At 45.9% G+C, this 14337-nt stretch carries 12 protein-coding genes; 3 read left to right on the forward strand and 9 right to left on the reverse strand.

Going from position 1 to position 14337, the window contains the following annotated elements; all coding sequences use genetic code 11:
* The first annotated feature begins 323 nt into the window (after nt 1–323).
* Nucleotides 324–1070: a creatininase family protein gene (locus QUA45_RS19310; protein ID WP_333221879.1), complete on the forward strand. Its 747-nt coding sequence runs from the start codon at nt 324–326 to the stop codon at nt 1068–1070.
* A 153-nt stretch (nt 1071–1223) separates the two neighbouring features.
* Here the strand turns inward: QUA45_RS19310 and ndk are convergent, their stop codons facing one another.
* On the reverse strand, nt 1224–1673 hold the full coding sequence (gene ndk, locus QUA45_RS19315; protein WP_333035325.1) for a nucleoside-diphosphate kinase: 450 nt from the start codon (nt 1671–1673) through the stop codon (nt 1224–1226).
* 634 nt (nt 1674–2307) lie between these two features.
* On the opposite strand from ndk, the gene QUA45_RS19320 reads away from it, so the two are divergent.
* Nucleotides 2308–3066, forward strand: a complete 759-nt coding sequence (locus QUA45_RS19320; protein ID WP_333221880.1) for a hypothetical protein — start codon at nt 2308–2310, stop codon at nt 3064–3066.
* Nucleotide 3067: 1 nt separating this feature from the next.
* Here QUA45_RS19320 and proB read toward each other — a convergent pair whose 3' ends face one another.
* From proB to QUA45_RS19355, 7 genes are all read right to left on the reverse strand, one after another.
* Entirely contained in the window at nt 3068–4177 is a 1110-nt protein-coding gene (gene proB, locus QUA45_RS19325) for a glutamate 5-kinase (RefSeq protein WP_333221881.1), read from the reverse strand.
* Nucleotides 4178–4187: 10 nt separating this feature from the next.
* Nucleotides 4188–4709, reverse strand: a complete 522-nt coding sequence (locus tag QUA45_RS19330) for a YqeG family HAD IIIA-type phosphatase (protein WP_333221882.1) — start codon at nt 4707–4709, stop codon at nt 4188–4190.
* A 142-nt stretch (nt 4710–4851) separates the two neighbouring features.
* Nucleotides 4852–5976, reverse strand: a complete 1125-nt coding sequence (gene mltG, locus QUA45_RS19335) for an endolytic transglycosylase MltG (RefSeq protein WP_333097974.1) — start codon at nt 5974–5976, stop codon at nt 4852–4854.
* A gap of 247 nt (nt 5977–6223) precedes the next feature.
* Complete coding sequence (locus tag QUA45_RS19340; RefSeq protein WP_172188895.1) at nt 6224–6802, reverse strand: DUF3727 domain-containing protein; 579 nt, start codon at nt 6800–6802, stop codon at nt 6224–6226.
* A gap of 312 nt (nt 6803–7114) precedes the next feature.
* A complete protein-coding gene (gene ruvX / locus QUA45_RS19345; RefSeq protein WP_333221883.1) occupies nt 7115–7573 on the reverse strand; it encodes a Holliday junction resolvase RuvX in 459 nt (152 codons plus the stop codon).
* 278 nt (nt 7574–7851) lie between these two features.
* Nucleotides 7852–9180: a GNAT family N-acetyltransferase gene (locus QUA45_RS19350; RefSeq protein ID WP_333097971.1), complete on the reverse strand. Its 1329-nt coding sequence runs from the start codon at nt 9178–9180 to the stop codon at nt 7852–7854.
* A 191-nt stretch (nt 9181–9371) separates the two neighbouring features.
* Nucleotides 9372–10553, reverse strand: a complete 1182-nt coding sequence (locus tag QUA45_RS19355; RefSeq protein WP_333221884.1) for a F420-0:Gamma-glutamyl ligase — start codon at nt 10551–10553, stop codon at nt 9372–9374.
* 841 nt (nt 10554–11394) lie between these two features.
* Here QUA45_RS19355 and QUA45_RS19360 point away from each other — a divergent pair.
* Entirely contained in the window at nt 11395–12705 is a 1311-nt protein-coding gene (locus QUA45_RS19360) for a hypothetical protein (RefSeq protein ID WP_333221885.1), read from the forward strand.
* Between the two features lie 526 nt (nt 12706–13231).
* On the opposite strand, the gene QUA45_RS19365 is transcribed toward QUA45_RS19360, so the two are convergent.
* Complete coding sequence (locus QUA45_RS19365; protein WP_333221886.1) at nt 13232–13972, reverse strand: SIMPL domain-containing protein; 741 nt, start codon at nt 13970–13972, stop codon at nt 13232–13234.
* Between the last annotated feature and the right edge of the window lie 365 nt (nt 13973–14337).

Consider the following 14337-nt stretch of genomic DNA (forward strand, 5'->3'; position numbering starts at 1 on the left):
TCTGCCTGCGTCCAGGCCACAGAAGTCTGGTCATTTTTCGGGGTCGGTGTTAATTTCATAAAACATTGCCCGCTGTTAATTGACCACGTAACACCCAATCTAGAGGGATATGCTTGTTATACTACTCTTAAAAGGTTATTAAAAGGTAAAGTTTTGGCCATCAAGTGGTTAAATTATTAACGTTAAGTAATATAACGGTAAAGGTGGAATGGGGCTGTAGGGCTTTTTTTAAGAATACAATAATAAGTTGGTCTAAATTCCTTTTTCTTCCCGTGCCGGCTACGATCGACGATAGCAAGTAAAAATTTTGTAGACTGCCTATCATGTTGCTGCATTTGAGTACGTGGTCCGAGGTAGAAGCTTATCTAGAAAGCTCCCGAGGCATAATTATCCCCATCGGCTCCACCGAACAGCACGGGCCCACCGGCTTGATCGGGACTGACGCCATTGCAGCCAAGGCGATCGCCCGCGGTGTCGGCGAAGCTGCCAATGCCTTAATCGGCCCGACAATTAATGTCGGCATGGCCCTGCACCACACCAGCTTTCCCGGCACAATCAGCCTGCGACCGCAGACTCTGATATTGGTAATCAGGGATTATATCACATCTTTAGCAAAAGCTGGATTTGAGAAATATTTCTTCATTAACGGTCACGGCGGCAACATTGCCACCATGAAAGCAGCATTTTCCGAGAGTTACGCGCATTTGTCGGACTTGAATCTACCAAATGCCGATAAAATCCAGTGTCAAATCGGCAACTGGTTCATGTGCGGCTCAGTCTACAAACTAGCAAAAGAATTATACGGAAACCAAGAAGGTTCTCACGCCACCCCCAGCGAAATCGCCTTAACCCAGTACCTTTATCCAGAAGCAATCAAGCAAGCTCCGCTTTCGGAAGAAGTTGCTTCCGGGCACAAAATTTACGGTGCTGCTGACTTCCGACGCCGATTTCCCGACGGAAGAATGGGTTCAAATCCGGCATTGGCAACCCCCGAACAAGGTCAGCAGTTTTATGAATTAGCAGTCAAAGAATTGACTAATAATTATTTGGAGTTTTTAAGTTCCAATTAATATTTTTTCTTCTCGTTACCGCGAAGCTCTTGGTAACGAGTAAAAATCTCAAACTATTCTATATTTTACGGTTATGAGTGAGTCATAAGCATGATATTTCATTTGTTTGAGAAAGGCTATATCTCCCGATTAACCACCGGGAGAATATCAAAACTATTCCACAATCCAAGGAGTTAAACAAGGTGTCCAAGCACTCAATTCTTCTTCCTTGAACCAAAGGCTAATTTCAGCACGGGCAGTCTCGACAGCATCAGAACCGTGAATGAGATTACGGCCGACATTGACGGCAAAATCTCCCCGAATTGTCGCTGGTTCTGCATTCAGAGGATTTGTGGCGCCAATGATTTTTCTCGCCGACGCCACAACGCCGTCACCTTCCCACACCATCGCCACTACAGGGCCTGAAGTGATAAAGTTTACCAATCCAGCAAAGAAGGGTTTTTCTTTGTGAACATCATAATGTTGTTCCGCTAGTTCGCGACTCGCCGTCATCAGCTTCATGCCAACTAACTTAAAGCCCTTGGCTTCAAAACGACCGATAATTTCGCCGACGAGTCCGCGCTGTACGCCGTCGGGCTTAATCGCTAAAAAAGTCCGTTCCAAGATTAACTCCTATAATTGTGTTAACTGATCCAAAAGATAGAGTAACTCAGAACGCACCTAAAGGCAATTCTGAGAATTGGAAATTGTCATTTGGAGAGTTATGGCTGCCGGAAGAAGGAATAAGGAATAAGAAGAGGGAAGAGAAAAGAGGGAACAAGCAATAAAAGCGAGGGTTAAAGAAACCGGGTGTCTCAGAAAATTTTTTATTGAGTAACGATGAATCTCCGAAGAAACCTGGTTTCGAGACTTCTATGCGTCTAGGACTGATTTGCATGGATCACCGCGATTTTGTAAAAGGCATTTTTTAGCAGTACGAACAGGACCCTCACTTGCCCATATAAGTTAATCATCCTTTAAATTATCGGTAAATAATCAAACTCTTGTGGGGTGGCTTTGAGCAACGCCTGAAATATGCAATCTAAAATTAGAACATTTTATCTCTAGGCAACAAGATGCTCGAACTTCGGGCACAATATGATACAAGTCACTGTTTCCTGTGACTGCCAACACTCTTACCTATGATCTTAAATACCAATATATATGATAATAAACACAATTCTTTAGGCTCGAAAATATAGATAATTAACGGAGATATGAAGATGATCTTCACAGCAACCATTCAAGCGAAAAAAGTATGAAAGGCATTGTAGCATTCATTGAATCCAAAAAGCAAGAGTTTGCAAAATTGCCCTTGTTTGACTTTCTAGCCAACAAACACATTCACGCGAATCAAAGATTAATTTTTGCACCTGTACTCGCTCCTTTGGCTGTGGGATTGAGCGATTTAAATAAATATGTGCTGCGAGAATCTTCTAGTAATAACAAAGTTCAGGAACTCATTAATAAATATACTTATAAAAAAAACTATTATTGGCATGACTATCTAGAATATCTAGAGGAACTGGGCTTAAACCAATTAATGAGTTACGGCGATTTCAGACTGCTTTGGGGTGAAGAAACTAAAAAAACTCGAGCGCTTTGTTCAGTGATAGAACGGTACGCTTGGAAAGCTTCTTTTATTCAGAAGCTGGTGTTAGTGGAAGTCCTCGAAGGAACTGCCCAAGTTTTTTTTGAGGCGGCGCTAGCAGTGGTAGTGGAATTACAGCAAATTAACCAAAAAGAATCTGTTGATTTTGGAGGATATTATGGGGGTTTAGAAAATTATCACCTTTTAAACACGCCAGAGATGTTGCAAATTTTAGCAGAAATCAAACTTACAGATGCGGAATACCAAGCAGCTTTAGAATTAGCCCAAAATTTATTTGAACTGTTTACAGAAGCGATGAACGAGCTGTTCAGACACAGCCAAACAAATTCTTGCAAGACTGTGCTGCAAATATCTTCAATTTCTGCCTTCGCTCATTGCGCGATCGACTGTCTCGATATTTGTTAGTTTAAACAATCACTAAATTATCTCGGTGTACCGCCGTTTCTACGCCTGCATAGCCTAAAATCTCAGCAATTTTATCGGACTTGCAGCCCTGGATTTGTCTCAATTCTAAACTGCTATAATTCACAAGTCCTCTAGCAATTTGTTTGCCTGTTGTGTCGCACAACTGTACGGAATCATCAGCTTGAAATTCTCCTTCTACTTGAGCAATACCCGCAGCTAAAAGCGATTTTCCGCCCTGGGAAATTGCCTTGACAGCACCCGCGTCTAAATATAGTTTCCCTGCGGGAATTAGCACGTTAGCTATCCAGTGTTTGCGAGCGTTTACAGGGCGCGGTTGAGGCTCAAATTGAGTGCCGATCGACTCTCCCTTGAGTATTTTCTCGATATTACCAGGAAAGCAGCCGTCAGTGATGACAGTCCGCACTCCCGATGCAGTTGCTATTCTCGCGGCTTCAATTTTTGTCACCATTCCGCCGGTTCCCCAACCGCTGCGGGAATCTCCTGTTTGCACCTGAAATTCTGTGAGCTGTGCCATACTTTGAACTAGGGCGATCGGCTGCGCGTCGGGATTGCTGCGCGGATCGGCGGAATACAGCCGATCGACATCTGTGAGTACAAACAACCAATCTGCTTCTACCAAACTCGCTACTAGCGCCGAAAGCGTATCGTTATCGCCAAATTTGAGTTCGTCTACCGCTACTGTATCGTTTTCATTGACGATCGGAATCACGCCCAACCTGAGCAGTTGCCCAAAAGTATTGCAAGTGTTAACATAACCGTTACGCTGCACTAAATCGCCCCTGGTGAGCAATACTTGAGCGATCGGCTGTTGCAGAGTAGTAAACAAATCATCGTACACCCGCATCAGCCGCCCTTGGCCCACAGCCGCCACAGCCTGTTTCAAAGCCATGTTTCGCGGGCGTTCCGTCAAACCCAAGCGCGCGCAGCCCACTCCAACCGCACCCGAAGAAACCAAAACTACTCGATGGCCTTGCTGCCGCAAATCAGCTAAAATTTCGACCAATGCAGCAATAGTTGAAAGAGCTAAGTTTCCCGTAGTCGATCGAGTTAGCGTCGAAGTTCCTATTTTAACAACAATAGTTTGAGTCATTTAAATCTTTCTAATTCCTGCTATCAAGAGAAGCCCCCAAAGCTTGAGAAACCCAAACTTCAAAAGAGCGCACCGGATACTTGCGAAGCGCATACGCAGCATCAACCATTGGTTCCACTAAAATAGTAAACATACCCAAACGATTGCCTGCCAAAACATCAGTAAAAAGTCGATCGCCCACCATCGCCACTTGTTCCACCGGCAAATTCATTGCATTAATAGCCTTTCGCAACTTGCGGCGGGACGGCTTAGCTGCACCCGTGATGTATGGTAGATTCAAAGACTCCGCAATCCGACCGATCCGAGTCTGACTTAAATTATTGCTCGCCAACCATAGCGATACTACTGGTTTTATTTCTTCCACCCACAGGGTGAGTTCAGGAGAAGCATTCATTGCAGTGATGGGAACAAGAGTTTCGTCCACATCCAAAACTAATCCTTTAATATTAAATTCCTGAAGAATATCAGCCGTTAACTTCATGACTGAATCGCCGAGAACTAAGTCAGGCTGTAGTATTTTACCCCAAGTCATAATGATTTTAGATTTTAGGTTTTAGATTGAGAAATAAGAAATTGGAAGTTAAAGATTAAAAAAGTAAAAAATCAAAAGTGAATAATTATTGCTTTTGCTTTGTGACTTTTGACTTTTTACTTTTGTATTAGTCATTGCCTATCTATTGAGTCGATCGCAACTGCTGGTCAACTTTAGCAATCGCAGCATCGTGTTCCGCCTGCGTGCGGCTAAAAATGTGAGTGCCGTCATATCGAGCCATAAAATACAGGTATTCTGTATTTTCTGGAGTCAGAGTCGCTTCCAGACTTGCTATTCCCGGAGATGCGATCGGAGTTGGCGGCAGCCCTACATTGATATAAGTATTGTAAGGAGAAGGGGTTTCCACCTGCTTGAAAGTCAAAGGCTTTTCCTTCGTTTGCCTAATGCCGAGGGCGTATTCAACCGTCGGGTCAGAACCCAAGGGCATACCCTTATTCAGACGGTTGTTGAATACCCCAGAAATACGATTGCGCTCGCCCGCAACCACAGCCTCTTTTTCCACAATACTCGCCAGCGTCACCCACTCTTTCAAATCCAGCTTAGTTTTCTTCTGATTTTTTTGATATATCGGCAAAGCCAACTCCTCGAAGCGACCGAGCATTTGCTTAATGACAGCTTCCGGGCTAATTGCATCGCCGTCTAGCTGATAAGTATCCGGGTACAAAAACCCTTCCAAGTGAGGCAGGCCGCTCGGCAGCCAAGGGTACTGAGCATAGGGAACTTGACTCGCCACCGCCATAAAATCCTTAGCCGGGAAAAAACCTTGCGCTTCAAAATAAGCGCTCATTTGTTGCAGCGACCACCCTTCTGGAATCGTGAAACTCTGCTGTACGACTTCGCCCTTCCAAATTTTGTCAGCAACTGCACTCAGAGGCTGAGTCGGCGACAGTCGGTAAGTTCCTGCTTGAAAACCTCCCTCGCGGTTTTGCAGAGTCAGCCAGCGAGCCCACATATTCCATGCCGAGCTCGATCGAATCAACCCCGCGGCCTCTAAATCCCGGCCGATTTTTTGACTGGGAGTACCATCCGGGATTTGGATCAAAACAGCAGCATCCTCTGGCGGGGAAGTTGACGATTCAGCTATTTTAGGCGGCGCGGAAGCCCAGCTCCACCAAGCCCAGCCCTGCCAAGCGCAAACCCCCCAGATTGCCGGCAGCAACGCCAGATAAAACAACCATTTAGAGACTTGCGGAGTACCTTTTCGGCTCTCGCGCGAGCTGCCTTTTGTCATTTGTTCTTTATTCATAGTCCGTTGTCTTGGATAAGCGGCGGTTAACTAGCGACTAATGACTGATGACCTGCGATTGATGACCGAAAAGTTACGAATACAAGCCCTTTAAAAGACCCAATTCACACGGCCCAATTCAAAAGCCCGATCGCGAAGGCAGAAGCGGCCATCTCGAAAAAGTTCGATCGGGCGAGCAGTTTACTTTTTTATAAAATAGTAAAAAATTCTGCTTTTTGCCATCAGGCCTTGTGCCTGCAATTAATATCTAATCAAGCTCGTCAAAGAACTGGTCTTCCAGCATAGGTAACATCGGTTCCAGCCTTTGGAACTCTTCTTCCGAAAGCAATTCGGGCTTGCCGTCGTCATTCATTCTAGCCAAGATAAAGAAGGGGTCTAAAGGCGTATAAATGGCATATTCCTGTTCTTCGTGGTAGAAGCTGGTCAGCCACATCAGCTCCTCGAACTCCGACTCCTCATCTGGATCGACATCGGATGCCATATCCTCTTCGGGAAATTCGGGCAATTCGCCAACCACAGTCAGCGTCACCGCCGTGCGTCGGAGGGTCAAGTTCTGCTCTTGCAGGACAACTTTAGCTGTATCAAAAATTTTGTCGATTTCGGTCTCGTCTTCTACAGGAATTGCTGCTTCGTCAGTATCGTCTCCCTGCCAGGTAAAAATTTCTACGGGTGAGTCAATCGGAAGCAGCAAAGCGTATTCTTGACCTTCTAGATTCATAGAATATTCTATGTTGCAAGTCAGCGATCGCCCAACTTCATCCGTCAGGGTGACGGACTCTTCGTTGGAATTGCCATTCTCTTTTTTGCGGTATGGGGATGAGGACATCGCGTGTATCTTATTTTCCGTCAATAATTCACTAATGTTTGCTTGACAATTGGGAATTTTCGTGGCGATATTCTGGCTAAGTGGGCGATCGCCAGCCCACAGGCTTAAACCGCGAGACTCGCAGCCTTTTCCACAGGCGAGGAGTGCAGCGTTTAAATCTCAGTCGAGTCAGCATGCGACACTGAGGACAAATCACGATTTTGTGCTGCTTCAGTACCGAGGGTACACCAGAATTTTCTCCAGTTTGTCAAGGGTTACAGGTGTGCGTAGCAAACTTGCACAACCAGGATATCACGCCTCTGTTACAAGCTATCAAGGATTGGGAAGGGCGGAGATATTTTGCCTCCGCTCGTCTAGCCACTGCTGCAAAATCAGGGCCGCTGCTTTGCGATCGATCGCACCCTTATTTTGCGACAGCGAAATCCCTTGTGTTTTCATCAATTCCTCTGCCTCAACCGAAGTCAGGCGCTCGTCCACGTATTCTAGGGGGAGCTCTAAGGCTGCGGCGATGCGAGTAGCATATTTCTGCACTTGTCGGGCTTGAGCACCTAATTCTCCGCTCAGGGAGTAGGGCAAGCCTGCAACCAAAATTTGAACTCTCCGCTCTCGCACGATTTCTCGGAGATAAGCTACGTCTCGATCGAAGGACGATCGTACAAGTGTTGTAATGCCCGTAGCTATTAAACCCGTGCCGTCACAGCCAGCGATGCCGACTCGTTTGAGGCCGATATCTAATCCCAGTGCTGAAATCCATAATTTATCGTTGGACATTATCAATCAATCAATTTTAGGTTTTAGATTTTAGATTTTAGATTTTAGATCTAAGATTTACTTTTTTTATTACCCGAGTATTTTTTTTTGCGAACCGCGAAGACGAGAAGTAGGCGAAGGGAAAAAAGAAGAAAGCAAGAATAAGATAGGTAATCTTAAGTTGATATTAATTAAAAGCAGAAGGAATATTTTGGGATTATGACCGAAAAAAGGGAACTTTTTGAATAATTAATTCTCTTTTTTTCGGTCTTCTACCTTTTACCTTCTGCTTTCACTTATTAAGAATTGAGTTCTCCGGGCCAGCCACCGTCTAGAGGCAACTCCGGCAAATTTAAAGGCAAAATGCTGCCATCGGTTGCTGCTGATTCGGAATTCGGGAAGTTCAAGGGGTTAACTTGATTCGTTTGGCTGTTTCCTGAGTCAGTCAAGAGCGGTTTGATCTCCGAGGATGCGGGCCCGGCAGCAGCTTCCCCAGCGATCGGACCGAGCCAGGACATCCTGCCCGGTACGGGTTTGCGAGTTGGCTGGAAGCTTTGCAGCATTTCTGATAGCTGGAGTCCTTCGAGAGAGACCAACTTGGACTCGCGCAATTTGTGCCACACCGATCGAGACATCAGCAAACTGTGTTCCACGCGCACTGCTCCAAATTGCTCTAAATAAGCTTCCCGTTCCGGCTGATAGTCAGCGGAAGCCAGTTGCAGGCTTTGAACCGGGAAATCTTGAACGAGCCGCGCCATCTGGGACAGCAGTTCTGGGTACAGCCAAGTGTAGGCCGGGTGTACAGTCAACTGGGCGACGTGCGGTTGCTGGCCGTTGCGGGATAGCTGCACCTGAAAATAGCCGATCGCGGCTTTGCGCTGCGGTTCAAACACGTAGCCGCTGACTACTTCGGTTTTGCCCAGCCACTGTCTGACACCTTCGACTAAAGCGCCGAAAAAACTGGTTTTGAAATCTTGAATGTGCCGGTCGAATACTTGGCGCACCAGCGGCGGCATGGACGCGGTATCCAGTTGGTAGAGCAACTGAGCGTCTGCGTTGCTGACGGGCAGCAGGTTGGGCAAATCTGGGGTCGAGTTGGCCATTTCTTGCAGGCGTTCTGGGGCGATCGTCCAGTAAGTCATCTGGGCCAAAGGCTGAAACCCGTTTTGCCGATATAAAGCCAAGGAAGTTTTGTCGCCGACATTCACTTCCAACAGCCACGTCCGCGCCTCCCAGACTGCCTCAAAGCAGTACCGCAGCAGCATGGAACCAATTCCTTTGCTGCGGGCTTCCGGGTCTACTCCTATGCGATCGATCCGCCAAGTGCTGCGGGTCCGGTTGAAAGGAGAAATCTGAATTATGCCCTTAACGCTCCCCTCTTCTTCGGCAACATGGGCACGGAACAGGGACTGACAAGGGTTGGGAAACAAGCTAAAAATCTTTAGCAGTCCGTACCAGCGGCGAATCTGCTGCAACTTTCTACCTAGTACCACGTCGCCGCTTCCGCCCTTGCGGTTTTCTGGCTCTTCGGCTGTTTCCGCGCACAGTTGTTCCATCACCTCGATGTCGCGATACTGAAACGGGCGAATCACAACCTGGTTTTGGTTTTGGGAGGGAAATGAAGTCATAGCATAAAAGTGGAGAATGGAAATTTAAAAATAAAAATTCAGAAAGGAGAAGAGTTAGAGAAGTTTTGAGTTTTGAATGGGTAAATTTTGAGTTCAAAACTTATAACTTTTGATTCTTCTCCCTTTCTTGCGCGATCGAAAATTAAAAATTTCAAATCATCTTTTTGAATTTTTAATTTTCTGTTTTCAACTCAAGATTTTTGTGGCAGAGGTCGAATTACAACGACTGGTGTGCGCTCGTCACCATTCCCGGCGGGGTTGCTTCGCAAGGCTTGCTCTAAGAATGTTACCGATAAATCGGAGGTCGCTGCTAATATCTTAACTGCTTTCAAGTCATTAGCGTCTACGATCGCCGCCGCAAGTCCGGTTTCTCGTTGAATTTCTTCTACAACTTGCTGGGGATTGTCCGGGCCGAGGACAATAAATTGGTCGAAGGGAGGCAAAGTCCCGGTAACATCGTCGATCAGCCTTGCTTGTTCCCCTGCAAGTTGGTAAAAAACTCCCGGTTTGCCAAATATTTTAGCCACAGCGCCGATCGCAAATGCCGCTACTACGCGCCAAGGGCCGACTACATCAACCAACGTTTGCATTCCGCAAGCCGTGGCCAAACTCGACGTGGGCAAGAAAAACAAACACACTCGCTTTGCCGCCCATCCAGGTTTGACTTCGCTGGGATGGCGGTAGCGTCCCTGCATCAAAGCTAGGGGAGTTTCTGCCAAGGCGACAATATCGCCTTTCTGGGCGCGCGGCAGCACGTACCGCTTGACAATTTCGACTGGATTGTCCAATTCCGCCAGTATGTGAGTGCGAATCGGCAAGACTTCTGCAACTCCGACATTTCTGGCGATGGGTACGGTGTCCGAGTTGGGAAATTGCAGCGGGACTACTACGTTACGGACTTTGGGGATGCGCCCGCCCGGGCCGTAGGTGACGAAGTGTACTTGCACCCAAGCTGACTGCAATTTGGTTAAATCTTGCCCTTGAATGTCTACAGAAACTTTAATTTTCGTGGTTTTTTGGGCTTTAACAATATAGCCGAACCAGTAATCGTCTGCTCTGGCTGCTGCCTCTTTGTGGCAAGGAATCACCTTTGTCTGGGAAGTAACGCCATCCAAACTTCCGTCTGATAGCAGTTTCACCTGCGCCCGGACTTCCGGCAACATAATCTCAAAGCGCTGTGTCAGGTTGCGGAACTCCATTTCCCCGACTAAAAGATAGCGGTTGGGTTCCGAGATGGCTAAGTGCCATTCTCCGGCTGTTAGTTCTAGTTTATTTGCACTTCCAGTCCGGCGATAGTTCAACTCTAGGCCTAATCCGCCCAATGCTAGCAGCGAACCGGCTGCTGCGATTCCTGTTGCTAAAGTCTCAATCACTCAAATCACCGCCAATAATATTTTGTGTTTACTGTAGTCGATATCGGGTACTTTGAGCGCTGATCCGGTAGTAATTGGATTGTGCTGAGTTTGTTGGGGGCGATCGAACTTATGCCCAATTACACGTAAGTGCGATCGCCTCTGGTGGCTACAGCGGTTAAGTTGCTGTTCAAAAAGCTCTCATCGGGAGTTAGATCACTCCAAAATCTGACCTTGCTTAATCAGGGTATGAAAAAAATTAGTTGAAAATCCCGAATCTTTGTGGATACTGGTTTCTCTGACTTGCATATTTAGCCTTTCTTATCGTAAATCAGCAACGTCTACAAAACGAATCTGTTAATTCAATCATTATTATAAGTTTTTATAAAGATGTATTTTTATTGTTTTTAAACATTAATTTATAATCGAAAATCAGTTTTTTATTTCAATGTTTATTAAGCATTTATACCTGCAATCACAAGAGATACTTAATAAACATTCCTTAGTTTTACATATAAAGAGTTAATCTCTTAACAACTCTGTATACATGAGTTATTTTCGCCCGTTATCTGTCCATCGCTCGTTGTCTATCCATCGCTCGTTGTCTGTCCATCGGAATATCTCAAATGGCTTCAAAAGAACCGCTATTAACAGGATATTCCTTTATATCTTGCCCTTTTTGTCAAGTACAATTTATACCAAATTAGATGAGCTTACCCTGCGAGCCGCTACCGCGCTAGCGGTCAGTACCTTTAAGAATCTACTTCTTAAGTAACAGTCCAAATCTAGTTCTTAGGCAGTAGATTTTATGAGAAGTAAATAGTTAGTCTAGTGAATGTAGTAGTAATACCCAAGCATATCTATGACTGATAATAAGCAGCCTTTTAACCAGCCTGAAGCCAATCGTGACTCCCAGGAAAAGAATGTTGACAATAGCAAAAACCAGCAGCTTCAGGCTCAGACTAACGAAAATGCAGAATCAAAGGAAGAGCAATCATCAGGCTCAGGCCTTGGTGCGAGGATAGCTGGAGCAGCAGTCGGTGGTATATTGGGTGCTCGCTCTGGAGGCATTGTTGGTGCTGTAGCAGGCTCAGTTGCTGGCGCTATGATTGGTAAAGGTACTGCTGATACTGTTAACCGTGCTGTAGATAATCTAGGGGATGCAGCACACGCTGTAGCAGACGGTATTACACACACTGTAGAAGAGCTAGGGACAGTAGTAAAGGAAACTGCTGAGGAAGTTAAACCATCTATCAAAGCTACAGCAGAAGCAGTCAAAGAGACTGTTGAGGAAACTAAGCCTTCGATTAAAGGTATAGCCGAATCTGTCAATGAGACAGTTAGGGAAGCCAAGCCTTCTGTAGTAGATGCAGTCAAGAGTGCATCCGAGGAAGTCAAACCTACGATTAGAGAAGTAAAAGATTCAGTCAAGCAGACAGTCGAAGGTGTCAAGCCTTCTATACAAAGTGCAGCGGACTCTATTAAGAGTACGGCTGATGAAGTTAAGCCTTCTGCCAAAGCTGTAGCTCAAGAAATTGAGGGGGCAACTAAGGAGTTTAGATCGACTGTAAAAGATACAGCCAAGGCAGTTGAGCCATCTATAAAAAGTGCAGCAGAATCGCTTCAGTCATCTGGCAAGAGTGCAGCCGAATCAATCAAGTCATCAGCTCAAAGCGCAGCCGAATCTGCTAAAGGTGCAGCGCATGATGTTAAGTCATCTGCCCAAAATGCAGCCGAATCTGCTAAAGGTGCAGCGCATGATTTTAAGCAGGAAGTTAAGTCATCTGCCCCAAATGCAACCCCATCTCCTCAAGGTGCAGCGCATGATTTTAGGTCATCTGCCCAAAATGCAGCCGAATTTGCTAAACCTCCCGTGCCTGATTTTAGGTCATCTGCCCAAAATGCAGCCGGATCTGCTAAACCTTCAGTGCCTGATTTTAGGTCATCTGCCCAAAATGCAACCCCATCTCCTCAAGGTGCAGCGCATGATTTTAAATCATCTGCCCAAAATGCAGCCGAATCTGCTAAACGTGCAGCGCACGATGTTAAGTCATCTGCCCAATATCTAGCCGAATCCGGCGAGGAAAATAGGGATACGGATATTCACATCTCCGGGAGTCCTAAACTCAAGGACAAAGTTGTCATTCATGACAAGAGAATCATTAAGGACTAGGTAAAGTAAGGACTTAACTCCAGCTTGTTAAAGCTAGCCCTAAGAGAGTTTAACAGAGAGTGGATCTGAGAAAAGAGTCCACTCTTTTCTGTTTAGGAGGAATGCGATGCCTAGGGTTTAACGGAGAGTCTATTTAGAGAGGAACTCTCCTCCTGAAAAAGGACAGATTCCGTTCATAGTTCATAATACGTTGTAGCCATTTGGCGTAACTGCTCACCGCAACTTTGTTGCGGTGAGCAGTTACACTTTAACTCAGAGTGCGCCACTTAATATTTCCTTACATAGTGATAAATTTTTCCACAGACTTACTGAGAGTGAAACTTGGTTTGGCGCTAAAATTGTTAAGGCTTTGATTGTTGTGGCTCTTGGGGGCGAAGATACGGAAATATTTGTGTGGGAGGCGAACAATTGCTCGACTACGGGCAGAAGTGGTTAAAACGGCTAAAGTTTTTTGTAGAAAAAGCTGCTTGATAAATCGAGAAATAGTTAGGGTCAAGCTGATGTGGCCAGTTCAACCCCTAACTATTTAATATCCAAATTGCAAAGTCACAGAAGCTTCTACCTGCTGTTCCCCTCCCACCACAGGCGTTGTAGCGTCAGCAGCAGCCATGCGAGCACCAGCCACTTGCCGATACATTGGAGGCGGCGCGATCGCACCGTTGACTTGAATGCCCAGAATCTCTCCCCGCTTGAGGTTTAGGGCGCTCAAGACTGCATCCGCTTGCGCTTGAGCATCTTGAGTTGCTTTGCGGAGTGCTTGTTTTCGAGCTTGTTCGATCGCACTTTCGGCAGCGACAAAACTCACACCGTCGATGCGTGTGGCCCCGGCATTCACCGCATCGTCGAGCAAAGTGCCGGCAGATGCAGTATTAATCCGAAAAGTGACGGTATTCGTCGCCGTATAGCCAGTCAAGCGCTGTTGGTTGTTGTCGTAGTTATAAATGGGATTGAGGGTAATGCCGGCAGTTTCGAGTTTTTCGACTTGGCGCGATCGCAGCAACTCTACCACAGCCGACGATCGTCTCGCAGCTTCCTGCTGCACCTCGGCCGCCGTTTTCCCCTGCACCTCAACCCCAAGCCGCACTTGTGTTTGAGTTGTAGGAATCGCTTCCACACCCCGCCCAGTAACACTCAGCGTTCTGATCCGCTGTTCTTGAGCGACAGCCGGATCTAGTCTCACAAAACTTACGAGAGTTAAGGTCAGACACAACGCTGTTACCAGACTGCGGAAATTAATGCGATCGCCACGTTGCAAATTTGAATTCATAAACTTAATTCTCCTCACATACAACAGATGCTATACTTTACCTTCCCACTGAAATTGCTAAATATCCGGGTTGTTACATTTTTAGCAACTAAAAAAATAGTCAGTAATTCTGAAGAAATTGTGAGTTATTATAATGTCCGCAGGACGCTCCACTAAAACATCGGTTTTCTGGGCAAAATCACAGGTTTGGCAACGATAAAAAATGATAAATATAGAAACCCACCTGGTTTTTGACACTGCAGACGCAAGTCGTAGTTCATTTTAAATATTTTTTTAAGACTGTCAATAATTAACTGTAGTTTAGACTAAATAAAGATGAGAACGGTGGCCAAAGAAGAACTTGAGCCACCGCGCCGGGAGAGAAT

It is taken from the genome of Microcoleus sp. Pol12A5 (genome assembly GCF_036701435.1).
In the GTDB taxonomy this organism is placed as follows: Bacteria; Cyanobacteriota; Cyanobacteriia; order Cyanobacteriales; family Microcoleaceae; genus Microcoleus.

Excerpts from the sequence above, each read along its gene's own strand:
- mltG (WP_333097974.1), bottom strand. The coding sequence starts at position 5,976 with ATGAATAAAGAACAAATGACAAAAGGCAGCTCGCGCGAGAGCCGAAAA.
- QUA45_RS19350 (WP_333097971.1), bottom strand. The coding sequence starts at position 9,180 with ATGACTTCATTTCCCTCCCAAAACCAAAACCAGGTTGTGATTCGCCCG.
- QUA45_RS19330 (WP_333221882.1), bottom strand. The coding sequence starts at position 4,709 with ATGACTTGGGGTAAAATACTACAGCCTGACTTAGTTCTCGGCGATTCA.
- QUA45_RS19310 (WP_333221879.1), top strand. The coding sequence starts at position 324 with ATGTTGCTGCATTTGAGTACGTGGTCCGAGGTAGAAGCTTATCTAGAA.
- QUA45_RS19365 (WP_333221886.1), bottom strand. The coding sequence starts at position 13,972 with ATGAATTCAAATTTGCAACGTGGCGATCGCATTAATTTCCGCAGTCTG.
- proB (WP_333221881.1), bottom strand. The coding sequence starts at position 4,177 with ATGACTCAAACTATTGTTGTTAAAATAGGAACTTCGACGCTAACTCGA.
- QUA45_RS19340 (WP_172188895.1), bottom strand. The coding sequence starts at position 6,802 with ATGTCCTCATCCCCATACCGCAAAAAAGAGAATGGCAATTCCAACGAA.
- ruvX (WP_333221883.1), bottom strand. The coding sequence starts at position 7,573 with ATGTCCAACGATAAATTATGGATTTCAGCACTGGGATTAGATATCGGC.
- QUA45_RS19320 (WP_333221880.1), top strand. The coding sequence starts at position 2,308 with ATGAAAGGCATTGTAGCATTCATTGAATCCAAAAAGCAAGAGTTTGCA.
- QUA45_RS19360 (WP_333221885.1), top strand. The coding sequence starts at position 11,395 with ATGACTGATAATAAGCAGCCTTTTAACCAGCCTGAAGCCAATCGTGAC.